Annotated in this window: 17 protein-coding genes; 10 read left to right on the top strand and 7 right to left on the bottom strand. The window is 65.9% G+C overall.

What is annotated here, in order from left to right; all coding sequences use genetic code 11:
• The first annotated feature begins 263 nt into the window (after nt 1–263).
• Complete coding sequence (locus QZT59_RS01595) at nt 264–632, top strand: nascent polypeptide-associated complex protein (protein WP_290810403.1); 369 nt, start codon at nt 264–266, stop codon at nt 630–632.
• 3 nt (nt 633–635) lie between these two features.
• Nucleotides 636–1,367: a methyltransferase domain-containing protein gene (locus tag QZT59_RS01590; RefSeq protein WP_290810401.1), complete on the top strand. Its 732-nt coding sequence runs from the start codon at nt 636–638 to the stop codon at nt 1,365–1,367.
• 457 nt (nt 1,368–1,824) lie between these two features.
• Here QZT59_RS01590 and QZT59_RS01585 read toward each other — a convergent pair whose 3' ends face one another.
• Together QZT59_RS01585 and QZT59_RS01580 are read right to left on the bottom strand one after the other, a co-directional pair.
• Nucleotides 1,825–2,136, bottom strand: coding sequence for a transcription factor S (locus QZT59_RS01585; protein ID WP_290810398.1), 312 nt, complete (start codon nt 2,134–2,136; stop codon nt 1,825–1,827).
• Between the two features lie 124 nt (nt 2,137–2,260).
• Nucleotides 2,261–2,518 carry a hypothetical protein gene (locus QZT59_RS01580; RefSeq protein WP_290810395.1) on the bottom strand — a complete coding sequence of 86 codons (258 nt, stop codon included), beginning with the start codon at nt 2,516–2,518 and terminating at the stop codon, nt 2,261–2,263.
• Between the two features lie 157 nt (nt 2,519–2,675).
• Between QZT59_RS01580 and QZT59_RS01575 the strand changes: the two genes are divergently transcribed.
• Nucleotides 2,676–3,977 (top strand): MFS transporter, encoded by a 1,302-nt coding sequence (locus QZT59_RS01575; RefSeq protein ID WP_290810392.1) that lies wholly within the window; start codon nt 2,676–2,678, stop codon nt 3,975–3,977.
• A gap of 122 nt (nt 3,978–4,099) precedes the next feature.
• Nucleotides 4,100–4,606 (top strand): DUF5797 family protein, encoded by a 507-nt coding sequence (locus tag QZT59_RS01570; protein WP_290810389.1) that lies wholly within the window; start codon nt 4,100–4,102, stop codon nt 4,604–4,606.
• A 225-nt stretch (nt 4,607–4,831) separates the two neighbouring features.
• On the opposite strand, the gene QZT59_RS01565 is transcribed toward QZT59_RS01570, so the two are convergent.
• On the bottom strand, nt 4,832–5,518 hold the full coding sequence (locus tag QZT59_RS01565) for a hypothetical protein (protein ID WP_290810527.1): 687 nt from the start codon (nt 5,516–5,518) through the stop codon (nt 4,832–4,834).
• Nucleotides 5,519–5,931: 413 nt separating this feature from the next.
• On the opposite strand from QZT59_RS01565, the gene QZT59_RS01560 reads away from it, so the two are divergent.
• Nucleotides 5,932–6,600, top strand: a complete 669-nt coding sequence (locus QZT59_RS01560) for a helix-turn-helix domain-containing protein (RefSeq protein ID WP_290810386.1) — start codon at nt 5,932–5,934, stop codon at nt 6,598–6,600.
• Between the two features lie 126 nt (nt 6,601–6,726).
• On the opposite strand, the gene QZT59_RS01555 is transcribed toward QZT59_RS01560, so the two are convergent.
• Nucleotides 6,727–7,962 carry a polysaccharide deacetylase family protein gene (locus QZT59_RS01555; protein WP_290810383.1) on the bottom strand — a complete coding sequence of 412 codons (1,236 nt, stop codon included), beginning with the start codon at nt 7,960–7,962 and terminating at the stop codon, nt 6,727–6,729.
• 895 nt (nt 7,963–8,857) lie between these two features.
• Between QZT59_RS01555 and QZT59_RS01550 the strand changes: the two genes are divergently transcribed.
• On the top strand, nt 8,858–9,067 hold the full coding sequence (locus QZT59_RS01550) for a hypothetical protein (RefSeq protein ID WP_290810381.1): 210 nt from the start codon (nt 8,858–8,860) through the stop codon (nt 9,065–9,067).
• A 381-nt stretch (nt 9,068–9,448) separates the two neighbouring features.
• On the opposite strand, the gene QZT59_RS01545 is transcribed toward QZT59_RS01550, so the two are convergent.
• Together QZT59_RS01545 and QZT59_RS01540 are read right to left on the bottom strand one after the other, a co-directional pair.
• Nucleotides 9,449–10,219, bottom strand: coding sequence for a methyltransferase domain-containing protein (locus QZT59_RS01545; protein ID WP_290810375.1), 771 nt, complete (start codon nt 10,217–10,219; stop codon nt 9,449–9,451).
• Nucleotides 10,220–10,230: 11 nt separating this feature from the next.
• Nucleotides 10,231–10,404, bottom strand: a complete 174-nt coding sequence (locus tag QZT59_RS01540) for a DUF1059 domain-containing protein (RefSeq protein WP_290810372.1) — start codon at nt 10,402–10,404, stop codon at nt 10,231–10,233.
• Between the two features lie 1,113 nt (nt 10,405–11,517).
• Between QZT59_RS01540 and QZT59_RS01535 the strand changes: the two genes are divergently transcribed.
• On the top strand, nt 11,518–11,739 hold the full coding sequence (locus QZT59_RS01535; RefSeq protein ID WP_290810369.1) for a hypothetical protein: 222 nt from the start codon (nt 11,518–11,520) through the stop codon (nt 11,737–11,739).
• A 669-nt stretch (nt 11,740–12,408) separates the two neighbouring features.
• Nucleotides 12,409–12,534, top strand: a complete 126-nt coding sequence (locus tag QZT59_RS01530) for a hypothetical protein (RefSeq protein WP_290810366.1) — start codon at nt 12,409–12,411, stop codon at nt 12,532–12,534.
• On the opposite strand, the gene QZT59_RS01525 is transcribed toward QZT59_RS01530, so the two are convergent.
• A complete protein-coding gene (locus tag QZT59_RS01525) occupies nt 12,518–13,072 on the bottom strand; it encodes a hypothetical protein (protein ID WP_290810364.1) in 555 nt (184 codons plus the stop codon). The genes QZT59_RS01530 and QZT59_RS01525 overlap by 17 nt on opposite strands.
• A 111-nt stretch (nt 13,073–13,183) precedes the next feature.
• Here QZT59_RS01525 and QZT59_RS01520 point away from each other — a divergent pair, with 111 nt between their 5' ends.
• Entirely contained in the window at nt 13,184–13,906 is a 723-nt protein-coding gene (locus tag QZT59_RS01520) for a type IV pilin (RefSeq protein ID WP_343195718.1), read from the top strand.
• Between the two features lie 28 nt (nt 13,907–13,934).
• A partial coding sequence (locus QZT59_RS01515) for a type IV pilin N-terminal domain-containing protein (RefSeq protein WP_290810362.1) occupies nt 13,935–14,243 on the top strand: 309 nt, incomplete at its 3' end.

Genomic DNA, 14,243 nt, shown 5'->3' with positions numbered 1-14,243 from the left:
CGCTCGTCGCCCCGATTGGGGACGACGGTGATCCGCTCTTCGCCCCGACTCGCGACGTCGCCGGGTCGGCCTCGGTCGGTGACGCCGGGTCGGCCTCGGTCGGTGACGTCGGGTCGGCCTCGGACGGCGACGTCGGGTCGACCTCGGACGGGAACCGGCCCCGGTCCCGTCCCGGCCCGTCGAGCCGTCACCCGATCGGCGACGAGGCGCGCCGGAGACCGCGTGTCGTCAACCTTTTCCTGTCACGCGGCGACGTCACGGGTATGTTCGGAGGAGGCGGCGGACTCGACCCGCGGAAGATGGAACAGATGATGAACCAGATGGGCATCGACATGGACGAGATCGACGCCGAGGAGGTGATCATCCGCACGGCGGATCACGACCTCGTCTTCGAGTCCCCCGACGTGACCAAGATGGACGCCCGAGGCCAGGAGACCTACCAGATCATCGGTTCACCCGACGAGCGCGAGCGCGGCGCGGCCGGCGGGAGCGAGGCCGAAACCGGCGCCGCCTACGATGACGACGACGTCGAACTCGTCGCGACGCGGACCGGCGCGAGCGAGGCCGAGGCCGTCGAAGCCCTCGAGAACAACGACGGCGACCTCGCCGCCGCGGTCGCGGAGCTCGAGTAGCGCGTGACCGTCCTCCTCGTCCACGACGATCGGGAGTACCTCGTCGAACCCGGCGAGGAGTTCGGCACCGACCTTGGCGTGCTCGAGGTGCCCGAGGACGTCGAGCCCGGCCAGGAGCTCGAGACCCACCTGGGAACGCCGTTCCGGGTGCGCCGGCTCCGCGGGCCGGACCTCTTTCACCACTTCGAGCGGACGGGCGCGCCCATGGTGCCCCGCGACGTCGGCCTCGTCATCGGCGAGACCGGCGTCTGCGAGGGCGATCGGGTGCTCGACGCCGGCACCGGCACGGGCGTGCTCGCGGCCTCGATGGCCCGCGCCGGCGCGTCGGTCGTCACCTACGAGCGCGATCCCGAGTTCGCCGAGGTCGCCCGCGAGAACATGGCGCTGGCGAACGTCGCGGACGCGGTCGACGTCCGGACCGGCGACGTCACCGCCGACCTCGAGGCGCTCGCCGAGACGGGCGGCTTCGACGTGCTCACGCTCGACACCGGGGACGCGGCCGCCGTCGTCGAGTACGCCCCCGAGCTCCTCGTCGAGGGCGGCTTTCTCGCCGTCTACAGCCCGTTCATCGAGGCCACGCGCGCGGTCGTCGAAACGGCCGGCGACGTCGGCCTCTCGAACGTCCGCACGCGCGAGACCATCCAGCGCGAGATGGACTTCGACGACCGCGGCTCGCGGCCCTCGACGGCGCCGGTCGGGCACACGGGCTACCTGACGATCGCGCGCCGGGACTGAACGACGACGGGCCGGAGGCTTCGAACCCAACAGTGATGGGCGATCGCTGATACGTTTGGCCGCCCCATCGATCGGTGCGGTCTCCGGACCGCATCGTCACCGGAGACCGGACTCCCGCCGTCGACCGACACCCCACCACCAGCCTCCGTGGCGCCCCGTCGTCATCGGGGCGTCGCGAAACGTCGGTTCGGTCTCCTCGCGCAGGCACCGCCACGTTCGCGCTTCCCCGCGAGACCGTCCGCGACGTCGCGACCGGCGACCGACGGAAGCCGTCGCCGATTCCGCCCGGTTCTTTCGCCTCCGAGAAACCGCTTCGATCGGCGCCCAGCGTACCAGGGGCGACTCGCGGGAGCGAGCGATTTCTCCGAGCGCGCGGTCCGTCGCGTTCGGCCGTTTTCGTCGGATATTTTCGAGCAGCGGTTCGCGCCGTGTGCGAACCCGACGGAGAAACCGTTCGTTAGTGATCGTCCTCGCGCCACTTGTGCTCGCAGTCGGTGCAGATGAAAAAGCGCGTCTCGGACTCGTCGGCCGAGCGGGTCTGCTGGAGGTACCAGTAGGCGCGATCGTTGTCGCACTCGGGGCAGTGGGCGTCCGTTTCGGGGAGCGAACTGTCCTGGCCGGAGGACTCGATGATCTCGCTCGCCTCCTGGTCGTCGGTGACGGTGTAAGCCGCGGCGTCGCCCTTCGGTTTGGTGAAGTCACAGCTGCCACAGACCCACAGCCCGTCCTCGGTCTTCATCATCGAACCGCATTCGTCGCAGAACTCCATTGCTGTCCGGTGGTGGCCGGCCGACCGACTTAAGCGACCCGTTTGCCCAGCCGGCGCACCTCGACCGTCGCGCACCCGTCACTGTGGCGCCAAGAGACCCCGCCGGACCGGCCCGTATTCGAATCTACCCCTCTCCCTCGGACTGGAACGGCTCGCCGACGGCCTTTCGGGGGAGCGCGCCGATGAGTTCGTCCTGCAGTTCGGACTCGCTGTCGAACCGCTCGGTCTCGATCCACGAGAGCGTCTCGCCGACGGTGGTTTCGCCGTCTGCGAGCTGTAACTCGAGGTCGCCGAACTCCGCTCGCACCTCGGACTTGTGCGCCGGGTACGAGAGATCGTCGAGCGTCTCGCCGAGTTCGTTGAGCGTGATCGACTCGGTCATACGCACCCTCCGCTCTCGGCGAACATGTAGTTCGTCCGCGACGAGGCGGACAGTCTCGGCGATCGACGTCGTCCGCGTCCGCGCCGGGAGGTCGGGCGAGACGCCCCGGGTTTCGGTTCGGAACGATGATGGGCGTCCGCGGCCAACGTCGGTCGAGATGCTCCGGTCGTTCGCGCGCGGACTGTACGCGTCGTTCCTCGTCGATCGACGCGTCCTGGCGCTCGCGTTCGCGCGGCTGGCCGACGGCGTCGGCAACTCGTTCCTGATCATCGTCATCCCGCTGTACGTGGCGAGCGACGTCGTCACCGGCGCGACGTTCGGCCTGGCGGAGGCGATGGTCATCGGGATCATCCTCTCGCTGTACGGCTTTCTCAACAGCTCGCTCCAGCCGTTCGCGGGGCGACTCTCCGATCGGGCGGGGGCACGAAAGCGATACATCCTGCTCGGGCTGGGCGGGTTGACTGTCACCAACCTGCTGTACCTGCTGGCGGGCTCGTACGTCTCGCTGATCGTGATCCGGGCGCTGCAGGGCGTCAGCGTCGCGTTCATCGTCCCCGCGTCGATCGCGCTGGTCAACGAGCTCGCGGGCGACCGGACGCGGGGCGGGAACATGGGCGTCTACAACACATTCCGGCTGATCGGCTTCGGGGCGGGGCCGATCGCCGCCGGCGCCGTCGTCGCCGCCGGCCCGTACGAGCTGGGGGCGGGGAGTGCGTGGATAACGCTCTCGGGCTTCGAGGCGGCGTTCTGGGTGGCCGCGATCACGGCGGCGATCAGCCTGACGATGGTCGCCGTCCTGATCAGCGATCCCGAGCGCACGAAGGCGAGCGCCGGCGGGACGCCCTCGATCGACGTGTTCGACCCCCGGGACGGCCAGCTGTTCGATCCCGTCTTCACGCTCGGGATCGCCACGCTGTTCATGACGATCGGGATCGCGCTGTTCGCGACGATCCAGAACGAGGTCAACGCCCACCTCGACCAGGGGTCGACCTGGTTCGGCCTCCAGTTCGCGGCGTTCGTGATCGCCCAGGTGCTGTTGCAGGCGCCCATCGGCGGCGCGAGCGACCGCCTCGGACGGCGCCCGTTCATCTGCTGGGGGATGATCCTCCTGGTGCCGACGACGCTGGCCCAGGGGTTCGTGGCGACGCCGGAGACGATGTTCCTCGCCCGACTCGCCCAGGGGGTCGCGGGCGCGATGGTGTTCGCACCCGGCCTCGCGCTGGCGGGCGACCTGGCGGGCGAGGGCGAGTCCGGCACGAAGCTCTCCGTGCTGACGATGTCGTTCGGCTTCGGGATCGCGCTCGGACCCCTCACCTCGGGCTTTCTGATCGGACTGGGCTTCGTCGTCCCCTTCGCGTTCGGCGCCGCGCTCGCGGCCCTCGGCGCCGTGCTCGTCTACACGCAGGTCGAAGAGACGATCGAGCGCGGCGTCCGCGAACGGGCGGCGACGACGGACTGAGCGTCGAGCGCGCTCGTCGAAGAGACGATCGGCCGGGACCGCGGCCGGCTCGTCCGACGCCGTCGCCGACCCCGGCGGCCGGTGCGCAACGCAAAAGTAGGGATTCGCCGTACCCTCGCGCAATGACCCTCTCCGAGGAGGCCAGAGACCGGCTCGCGGACGTGGTGGAGCTCCAGCCGACGAAGAACTCCGAACTGCAAGAGCGCTGGGGGATGGACAGCGGCAGCGAGGTCCACGGCTACCTCGAGTCGACGCTCTCGGAGTACTACTTCAGGGACGACAACAGCCTGATCAGGGCGACCCCGGAGGCCGCCGACCTGGTGGACGTCGAGCCGGGCGTCGAAGGCGGTCCCGACGACGAGGGAGGGATCCCGACCAAACTCAACGTCCCGAGACTGCAGGCGGTCGTCCTCGACGTCGTCGCCGGCCCCGACGAGCGCTCGGAGAGCGTCGTCTCGGTGCTCAACAAGGTGCGCGAGGCGTCGGACCTCGAGCCGGACGCCGAGGACGTCCGCTCGGCGCTCCAGCGTCTCCGGCGGACGGGCGTCGTCGAAGTCGAGTACCGGACGGTCCCCACGTTCCGGCTCGCGGTCGAACGCGACGCGCTCGACGTGACGATCACGGACTGAGCCCGCCCGGCGTCGTCGCGGGGGAATCCCCCCGGCGTCCGCGCTCGGCCGTCCGCTCTCGACCGACCGGACTCGGTCGTCCAGGCTTGATCTTCCGCGCTCGGCCGTCCGCTCTCGACCGGCCGCCATCGTCCGTTCACGCTCGGCCGTCCGCCCTCGACCGTCCGCACGCCGGGCGCCGACGCGGCGCCACTCGGACGACCGATTCCCTCGAGGGGCCCGCGATCAGTCCACGCCCAACGAGACGCCCGAGAGTTCGACCTCCAGGTCGGCGACGTGTGCGTTGAACGCGTCGACGAACGCGGGGACGTCCTCGACGTGACGACGGAGTTCGCGCGGGGTCGGCGGCGCATACTGCGAGATGAGGTAGCTGCCGTCCGAGCCCCCGACGCGAAGGTACGACGCGCGCTCGGCCTCCCACTTCAGCTCCCAGCGGCTCCCCGAGACCGTCGTCGCGAACGTCCCGTACTCGCCGTCGATCCGGGCGAGCTGGCCGGCCATCGCGTCTCCCAGATCCCGAATCCGCGCGCAGATTCGGTCGCGTTCGGCCGCGAGCTCGGCGGTGGACGCGACCGGCGGGAAGTCGGTGGAGACGTCGTCGAGGAGGCCCTCGGCGGCTGCGACGGTCCGGCCGAACGACTCGACGAAGGCCGCGTAATCGGCGAGCGCGTCCGCGAGGTCCTCGGTCGCCGGCGGTTCACGACTCGAGACGACGTAGCAATCCGGTCCTGACCGGGGAGCGTACCGGAGGTACTCGACGTCCCCGGCCTCGTAGGAGAGCGTCCAGCGGCCGGCGTCCGTCTCGAACGTCTCCTTGCCGTAGTCGCCGCCCCGGAGGACCGCGAGCGAGCGGGCGATCTCCCCGGCGTGGTCCCGTACGGCGGCGAGCACGGCCTCGCGGTGTTCGGCGATCGCTCTCGCGTCCGCGAGTGACGGGGCGTCGTCGGACGGATCGAACCCGCCGTCGGTCGCGATGGGATCGCCGGCGGTCGCAGCGGAATCGACGGCGGTCAGGTCGGAGCCGGCGGTCGCGTCGCCCGGCGGGTCGACCGCATCATCGGAATCGGCGGTAGGCGCGTCGTCGGGCGCGCCGGTCGCATCGGCAGGCGCGTCGGGGTCGTCGTCGGAGCGGTCGAGCGCGTCGTCGGTCACGTTCGGGGAGAATCGGCGGAGGGTCCTAACGTCGTCGCTCGCGGCGGAGACGCCGATGGCGGACGATCGGTCACGAAAGTGCGACAGTCTCTTTAGATATTCAATGTAATCTCGACTAAAGGTTTTGGAAATGGCGTTATCCGCGCCGTCGCCGTTCGTGATGATGAGAGAAAATGACGACAGTAGTCACATTCGAGGTGTCCGCGGCAGACACCGCCCTCGGCGACCTCCTCGCGTCCGCGCCGTCCGCGGTCTGCGAGGTCGAGCAGGTGATAGCCTCCCGGGGACACGGGATCTGGTTCGCGGGAGCCGAGCGCGACCGGATCGAGCGCGCGCTCGACGAGGACACCTCGGTGGCGAGCTACGGACGGCTCAGCTCCCTCGACGATCGCTGGCTGTACGACGTCACCTTCGCCGAGGACGCGCTGGACGTCTTCGACCTCGTCGCGGCGGCCGGCGGCGCCGTCCTGTCCGCGACCGCGGAGGACGGCGCCTGGTCGCTCGAGATCCGGTTCGCCGACCGCGAGGACGCCAGCGGCCTCTACGACCGGTTCGCGGAGCTGGACGCCGACGCGACGCTCGTCCGCCTCTCTACCGTCGCGGAGGGTGCCCACGCGGAGTACGGGCTCACCGAGAAACAGTACGAGGCGCTGCTCGCCGCGCTCGAGCACGGCTACTTCACGATCCCGCGCGAGACCTCGATGGAGGAACTCGCCGACGTGCTCGACGTCTCCCACCAGGCGCTCTCGGAGCGGCTGCGCCGCGCCTACCGGGCGCTGGTGCTGACGGAGCTCGACGGCACGGCCGCGCCCGGAACGCCGACGATCGACCAGGCCGTCTGACCGCCTCCGTCGACCGCATCGGCCGACCTGCTCGTCCGACCACCCCCGTCGACCGGGCCGTAATCGACCCAGTCTCGACCAGTCCGTTACTGACCGCCTCCGTCGACCAGTCCGTTACTGACCCCGTCAGTCGACGTACTCGTCGGCCAGTTCCGCCGGCGTGATCACGTCCAACTCGCCCTCCTCTACGTGTGCCCGTATCCCGTCGGCCAGGGCCTCGAGCGTCTCCGCGTCCTCGGCGTCGACGCGGTTGAACGCCATCGTCGTGATCCCGCCAACCGCTGCCGTCCACTCGAGCAGGTTGAGCGCCTCCTGGGGATCCGGGTGGGAGACGCGGGTGCAGAGGTGCGGGTTGGCCGCGTGACCCTGGGCGGGGAACGTGCCGGCGAACGCGAGGTCGTGGTGATCCTGAACGATCTCGTAGCTCCGCTCGTCGAACCGGTCGCCCGGGAACGAGAAGAACCGCGTCCCGTCCTCGTAGCCGTTGTCCTCGAGCCAGGAGACGGCGTCGACGACGTCCGCTTCCTTCTCCTCGTCGTCGTCCACGTCGGTCACGCGCAGCCCGCGCGCACCGAAGCTCCCGATCGTCCAGCCGGCGTCGGCGAGTTCGGCGAGCTGGTCCTCGGTGAGGCGGTCGCCCTCGGCCTCGTCGCCCTCGCGGATCCGGTCGGTGGCGACGAACGTCGACGCCGGCAGATCGCGTGCGTCGAGGATCGGCAACGCCGTCGTGTAATCCTCCTCGTAGCCCCCGTTGAACTGGAGCGAGACCAGCCCCTCCCCGGCCCGGGGCGTGAAATAGAGGTCGTCGACCCAGAGCTCGCTCTCCTGTTCGTCGCCGACCCAGTGAACGACGTGGATCTCGGCGATCCGGCTCGGGTCCAGATCGCCCTCCATCTTCGAGAGGCCGAAGTTGCGACGGACGAAGGGATTCGCCGCGTCGGTGCGCTGGCGATACTCCGCCTTGTTGCCGTCCGCGTCCCACAGCTGGATGGCCGGCGCCCCCGACCCGCTCGAGGCCATCGCCAGGCCGGGGACGACCTCCGAGCAGTCGAGCGGCGAGGTGAGCGACCGTTCGATCCGGCCGCTGGTCTCCGATTCGCTCACCTCGATGTGTGCGGACTGGGAGCCCTCGACGGAACGATCCTCGTCGGCCGAGAGCGAGCCCCGCGTCGCCTCCCACGCGTCGAGGTCCGCGAAGTCGTCCCACGTCCCGAGGAGGTCGGGCGATTCCTCGACCGCGTCGTCGTCGAAGTCGCCGAAGCCGTCGTCGGTCTCGTTGTCGGCGTCGTCGGCGCCCGTACAGCCCGCGACCGCGAGCGCTGCAGAAGCAGTCGCCGTCGTCAGATAGGTGCGTCGGTTCATCGATGATCCATCCGAAGGCCAGTCCGGACGAGCAAATTGTTATGATGGTGCTTGCCAGCCGGTACGCAGAAACCACCTCGACGGGGCCCCCGAAGGGATACCCTTTCGATGATATATCGATCGGATATCCCCCGGCTCAGCCCCGCACCGAGCGCGGACCGGTCGCGTCGCGGACGGATCGCCCCGCCGGCGGTAACGGTCGAACGGCGCGTCGATAAGGCGCCGTTTCGTCGGCGACACGTCCGCTCGAACGCGAATACGGGCGTTGTTTCGACGGTTGGCACCCCCGGTACGGCCGGTCTACGCGTCCCGGCGAGTGTGAAGAGCGGAACGAACCGACGGATCCGGGAACGGCACCCCTCCGTCGTGGAGGATTACCGGCACGACCGCGTCGACCATCGGCCGGAAGGATGCGATCGGGGAAGCGCCGGCTGGCAACGACGGACGCACTCCCCGGCGAGCGTGAGAACGCGGGGGATCAGCAGAGGAGCGGGTAGAAACAGTTTGGGCCCCTTCGATCGACGCGTTCCGGAAACCGTTGTCGGATCACGAGAACGTATTACGTTTCGAAATACATGGTGGGGTAGCCCCGGCGGTCACCTACCGGTCAGACCCACGATCATCGGGGCCCCGGTCGGTGTCGCACCCACCGATCGCGCGCCGACCCACGTTTCTCACGGACCCCGCGAACAGCGGCTTCGGGAACAGTGACCCGAGAACGGCGACCCCGAGAACGGCGATCCCGAGAACGGCGACCCCGAAAACAGCGATTCCGCGACCGGCGACGATCCACCCAGCGAGCCGGGAGGCCGCCACCGGCAGCCGGCAACGTCGCAAATAGCGACCGGCGAGGTCAGGCGCGTCGCTTATTCCGATCCGGGAACTAGCCCCCCGGATGAGCGAACTCGACTGGCGTCCGTTGCTGCTCGCGGTGGTAGCGACCGGGTTCGCGATCGCGTTCGTCGCCTGGGCGGGCGGTCTCGTCGGATCGCAGGTGACCGGACTGACGGCGACGGTTCTCGTGACCACCGGCGTGGTGTTCCTGCTCGCGGTCTTCACGGCCTACTGGATCGGCGTCAACGCGGCGGTCGACGACGCGATCTGAGACCGGACCGTCGGCGACGAACGTCGCCGGAATTCGATCGCATCGTTGGAATCCGGCTCGGCACGACATTTTGCGAAACGTGGAGCGCGCCACCGGGCGGATAGACGCCGACGAACCGCCTCGGAGCGATAGGGGAGACCGGATAGACGCCGACGAACCGTCTCGGAGCGATAGGGGAGACTGGATAGACGCCGACGAACCGCCTCGGAGCGGTAGGGGAGACCGGATAGACGCCGACGAACCGTCTCGGAGCGATGGGGACGGCGTGTTTCGACGATCACGGTGGGTTCAGCTCCGCTGAGAAGCACGCGGTGCGGTGTTCAGTCCGAGCGCCGCCGAGATCGGCGTGCGAAAGACGTCCGCCGCATTTCGGGTGGCCCGTTACCGCTTTCGAGCTCGCAGCGAGATGCTCTTCACGCCGTACTTCTGGCAGGCGCCCTGGGCCTGCTCCGAGGTGAACTCGTACTGAGGGTTGTCCCGCACCTCGGCCAGTTCGAAGCCCGGCGTCTCGATCAACGACGCGTAGTCGTCGACCTGTTCGGCACCGCCGATGCACGCCGCCCAGAGGTCCGCGTCGGTCTTGATGCCCTCGGACAGCCGTCGCTCGCTGATGATGTCGGAGAGCGCCAGCCGCCCGTCGGGTTTCAGGACGCGACGGACCTCCTCGAAGACGCGATCTTTCGCCGCCGAGAGGTTGATCACGCCGTTCGACACCACGACGTCGAACGTCTCGTCCTCGAACGGCAGGTCCTCGATGTAGCCCCGTTCGAAGGTGACGTTTCGGAACCCCATTTCGTCGCGCAGTCGGCGCGCGTTCGCCAGTTGCTCGTCGGTCATATCGAGGCCGGTCACGGTCCCGGACTCGCCCACGTGAAGTGCCGCGACGAAGACGTCCATCCCGGAACCGCTCCCCAGGTCGAGTACGTCCTCGCCCTTCCGAAGGTCGGCGAGATCGAAATGGTAGCCGACGCCGGCGAAGGAATCGATGGCTTCCTCGGGCGCCCATTCGAGTTCTTCCGACCGGTAGCCCAGGCGTTCCGCCAGCGGACGTCCCATCTCGAAGTGAAACTCCCCGTCCGGGGCCCGGGCGACGTTTCGATAGACCGCTTTCACCTCGTGTTCGAGTTTGTCGACGTCGAGTGATTTTGCCATCGCGTCCCTCGTCAGACGACCTGCAGGTGGTCGGCCTGCAGTTCCTCGTCCGTGAACTCTTTCCCGTGAACCTCCTTCATGTGTTTCCGTGCCAATTCGACCGCTTCTTCCTCGTTTTCCGACTGGATGATGAACCGGCACGTATCCGATACCGACTCACAGTCGAGTTTGTGTGCGTCTGCCATGTGGAATCAGCCTCCTCGTCGCCGCCCGCGGCCAGCGATGCGTACAGACCGCGGCGATCGCTTCGGTTACCGCGCCGAAGCGCGATCGTCGATACTCGATGGGCCGTTCGTCGTCCCGAGTATCACGACACCTACTCCGGCCGAGTATTTAAGGAACGTTCGTGATGATCATTCACATCCGGCCGAGAGCGTCCGGTACGCTATTCAGTTGCAGCCTCGAGCGAACTCCACGATACGCGCCGATCCGATTTCGGGACCGTGAGGGTCGTGGTGGACCCAGCGACGAAGAGTTCGATATACACAGGGGGCCGATCGAAAACGGATGGGACCGACTGTACGTCGGGCAGCTCGCCGCACGACGCGGCCCGACGGTCTCGAGGCGGTTCGACAGGGGGTGACGGAGGCGGTATCACCGCAGCTCCCGGAAACGGCGCTCGTCCTTTCATACTAGGCCGTCGTTCCATTAGGCACCGCTATCACGTAACGGACAGCGGGAAAGGGGTCCCGACCGTCAGCTACCTGCCCACTACCGGCCCCGGCCCCGCTCCACCTACCGAACGTGGGGACGCGCCCCTCACGATTCAACCCTTCCGCGAACGTCCGAACGTTGGTTGGCGCCCGTACGGCTACGAGTTTCGCGACCCGGATCGTCCCACCCCCGCTGGATCCGGTGATATCACCACCCGTTGGAATCGGTGATATCACCACCCGTTAGAATCGGTGATATCACCACCCGCTGGATTCGGTGATATCGCGCCGGACCACGGACCCGATCGGAATGACCTGCCTGTTCTCAGTTGCGGGCGCCCTCGAAAGACGACCGCCCCCGACAACCGTCAGCCCCGACAACCGTCAGTGGCCACGTGCGTGCACGGAATATCGCGCGAGACCGACCGGGTCCGTCGGTTTCCGTCGCCAAACGTGACCGACGAAAGAGCGTCGGAGAAACCGGCAGTCGCAGGGGCCGAACAAAGATTCATGCTGTTCTATAAACTCTATACAACTGGTCCTCCGTGTCAGAGGCGGATCACCCGACCCGACCGCGGCCGACATCTTTCGCGACGTATCTCGAACCACCGCTCTCGCACCGGTCAGTTCCCGGTTCGGAGGGCAATGCGGAACCAGCTCCCCGACGCGAGTTTTCGTCTCCTCCCGACCGTCGTCGGCGCGGCCGTGGCGGCCGTCGACGACCCGGTGGTCGGTCACGGCCGATTCGAGCGCGTCGATGATGCGGCGGTGCCGATGACGACGCCCCATCGAAAGCGGCCGGAAGTCGTCATCGAACGCTCGAACCGGATCGCGGGAGACCGGATCGATCCGTCTCGTGCAGATTAGGGTGCAGCGTGGATGACCACGTGGTGGAACCCGGTTTCCGTCGTTGCCGATTCCCCCACTGTGGAGACTCTCACGAAACGTGCTCTCCGTACGGATTTAGAAATCAACGCACGATGAGCGTTGATCGTTGCTGCGGAAACGACCCGCAAACCCACTATCTCAGCGTTGTTCTCGCTGCCTCGTGGGAGAATGTGGGCCGATGCCCTGGGGAAAGCGTTGGGGGGCAACGCGTAGGATGCTGTTGTGGGTACCGGGGCAGTCTCGGCCAGGCTATTGTCTTCGGTGATTTACTATAAGCGTTCGCATTACGGAACGACCAGTGGAAATGGATTTGCAGAGATCGACGATGAATCGCGAAGATATTACCGATGTCGGCGGTTTCGGCCGTCAGATCTAAACATGATACGCGAGTCGACACCGGTAGCGGGGGCATCGAGGGACGACGAATCGAACTCGACTCGTCGATAGCCACCCACCACCCGCCGATCGCCTCCGCCGCATCGCGTAGGAAGACATGGGGTTCCGACGTCTCGGCCTCACCGGCCGATTTTGCGCTCGGTCGACGATACCAGCGCTGGGTCGACCACAAACAGGAATTGCTGATTGCTATGCACACCAGTATTTTCAATACAGATACCTTTTTAGTAGTTCAGTTCGAACGATGATTTCATGAGAGACGACGGAGACTTCCAGCATTACGCTGCGTCGGAAGCAACGCAGCAAGAGGTCGAGGAAGCCGTCGAAGCGCTCGAAGAGCGAGAGAGCGATTCCGAGGAGTTCATCGTCGTCGAGTAGCGACGGGCCGTAGTCGAGCCGACTTTCCGCCCCGAGTTAAATTGTCCATCTCAAGATAATCGAGCGCTTCGCTCGCGATCGGCCCCGTCCGCCCGAAGTGATCGGACGGCAGCATCGACGGTACGTCGGTCCGGACGCGCTCGGTTCCTCCATCGTCGAACTGCATCTCGGGCGTCGTTCCCTTCGAACCGCTGGTGAACCCCCGTGTCGCAGACTCGTCGCTGCGCTGCTCGCGGTTTTGGGGTGCGGGAAAAGTGGGTCGGCCCAGCGCGGGGCTACGACGGTAGTCGGGACGCTCGATGCGGCGAACGGATCGAATCGTGGAATCATCTCTATTCATCGGTAACTTCCTCGAGGTCGAGGTCGTCGAGGAGCGGACGTCGTCGCTACTCCGTGCGATCGCGGACGATCCCTTGTCCGGATACTTCCATTTAGAACACGTCACCTCGAGATACTGCTCAACGATCTCCCAGTTGTCATCGTGATATCCGTCGTCGTAGGGGCGCGCGAGAGTTTCGGCATCGATCTGGGGATCCATGTCCGTCTGTCGGTCGGAACCCACCGGATCGCCAAAACCATTATCCCACCTCGTCTGAATCGACCTTCTACCGATATCGGACGTTTCAGTCGATTCAAGCGGCCCTTGGAAGTGTTCTTCGGCTGCTTGATTGCTTCAAGGCAAGTTATTCCAGAGAACAACATTGTCATGAAGAAGCGATTGGCAAGAAGTTTTATAATGATCGGGTTCCGTGTCCCTCTCCGTACCCGGCGACACGACGGAAAACGGCCGGGCGCTCGGTTGGGCTTCCCATCCCCCCGCGCCATCGACTACGTCAGTAGTTCGGAGGTTACGTTTTCCGCTGGTTTAGCCGGTGACGAACCACAACCAACCATGATGGACGGAAAGCAATTACGTGCCAAGCTGGTGGGACCGGAAGATGAACGTGCTGTCTCCCCTGTGATAGGAGTGATTTTAATGGTTGCGATAACAGTGATTTTAGCGGCTGTCATCGCCGCCTTCGTGCTCGACATCGGACCTGGTGACAGTAGCGTTAACGCAGGTGCCAGTGTGAGCGAAGCTGGTGACACTGTTACGGTGACCGTGAACGACGTGGGGAACGCCGATGGAATTGTACTCGCTAACGGCAATGGCGTGCCAGTCGAGAAGGATAGCGGTGAAGATGCATTAACGGTGACTGGAACGTCGGCAGACTACAGCGATGTGGACGGGGAATACATTGTATACGCATTCGAGGGAGATGCTGAGGATCTTACTACAATCAGTGACTATGATTCCGCTGCGACTGATGATCCGTTAGAAGACCAAGTCTCAACGGTTACGGTTATCAACGACGGTGACATATCCAACTAACCTAAACAATACGCCTATTCCTGAAATAATGATAACAGAAATGCAGAAAACGTTGATTGGATCGGAAGACGAGCGCGCTGTTTCACCTGTGATAGGAGTGATATTAATGGTTGCGATAACTGTTATTCTCGCCGCAGTTATCGCGGCTTTCGTCCTTGACATCGGTCCAGGCGACTCTGGTGTCAACGCAGGTGCCAGTATTAGCGACGCTGGTGACACTGTTGAGGTGTCCGTGAACGACATGGGGAACGCCGATGGAATCGTACTCACTGATGGAAATGGCGTCCTTCTATATGCTGACAATGCCGGTGGTGATGGCTATGTAGTATCCGATGAG

This window comes from Halovivax sp. (genome assembly GCA_007119345.1).
Taxonomy (GTDB): Archaea; Halobacteriota; Halobacteria; order Halobacteriales; family Natrialbaceae; genus Halovivax.
The sequence above is the reverse complement of the archived record's forward strand: the minus strand, read 5'-3'. Positions and strand labels throughout refer to the sequence as shown.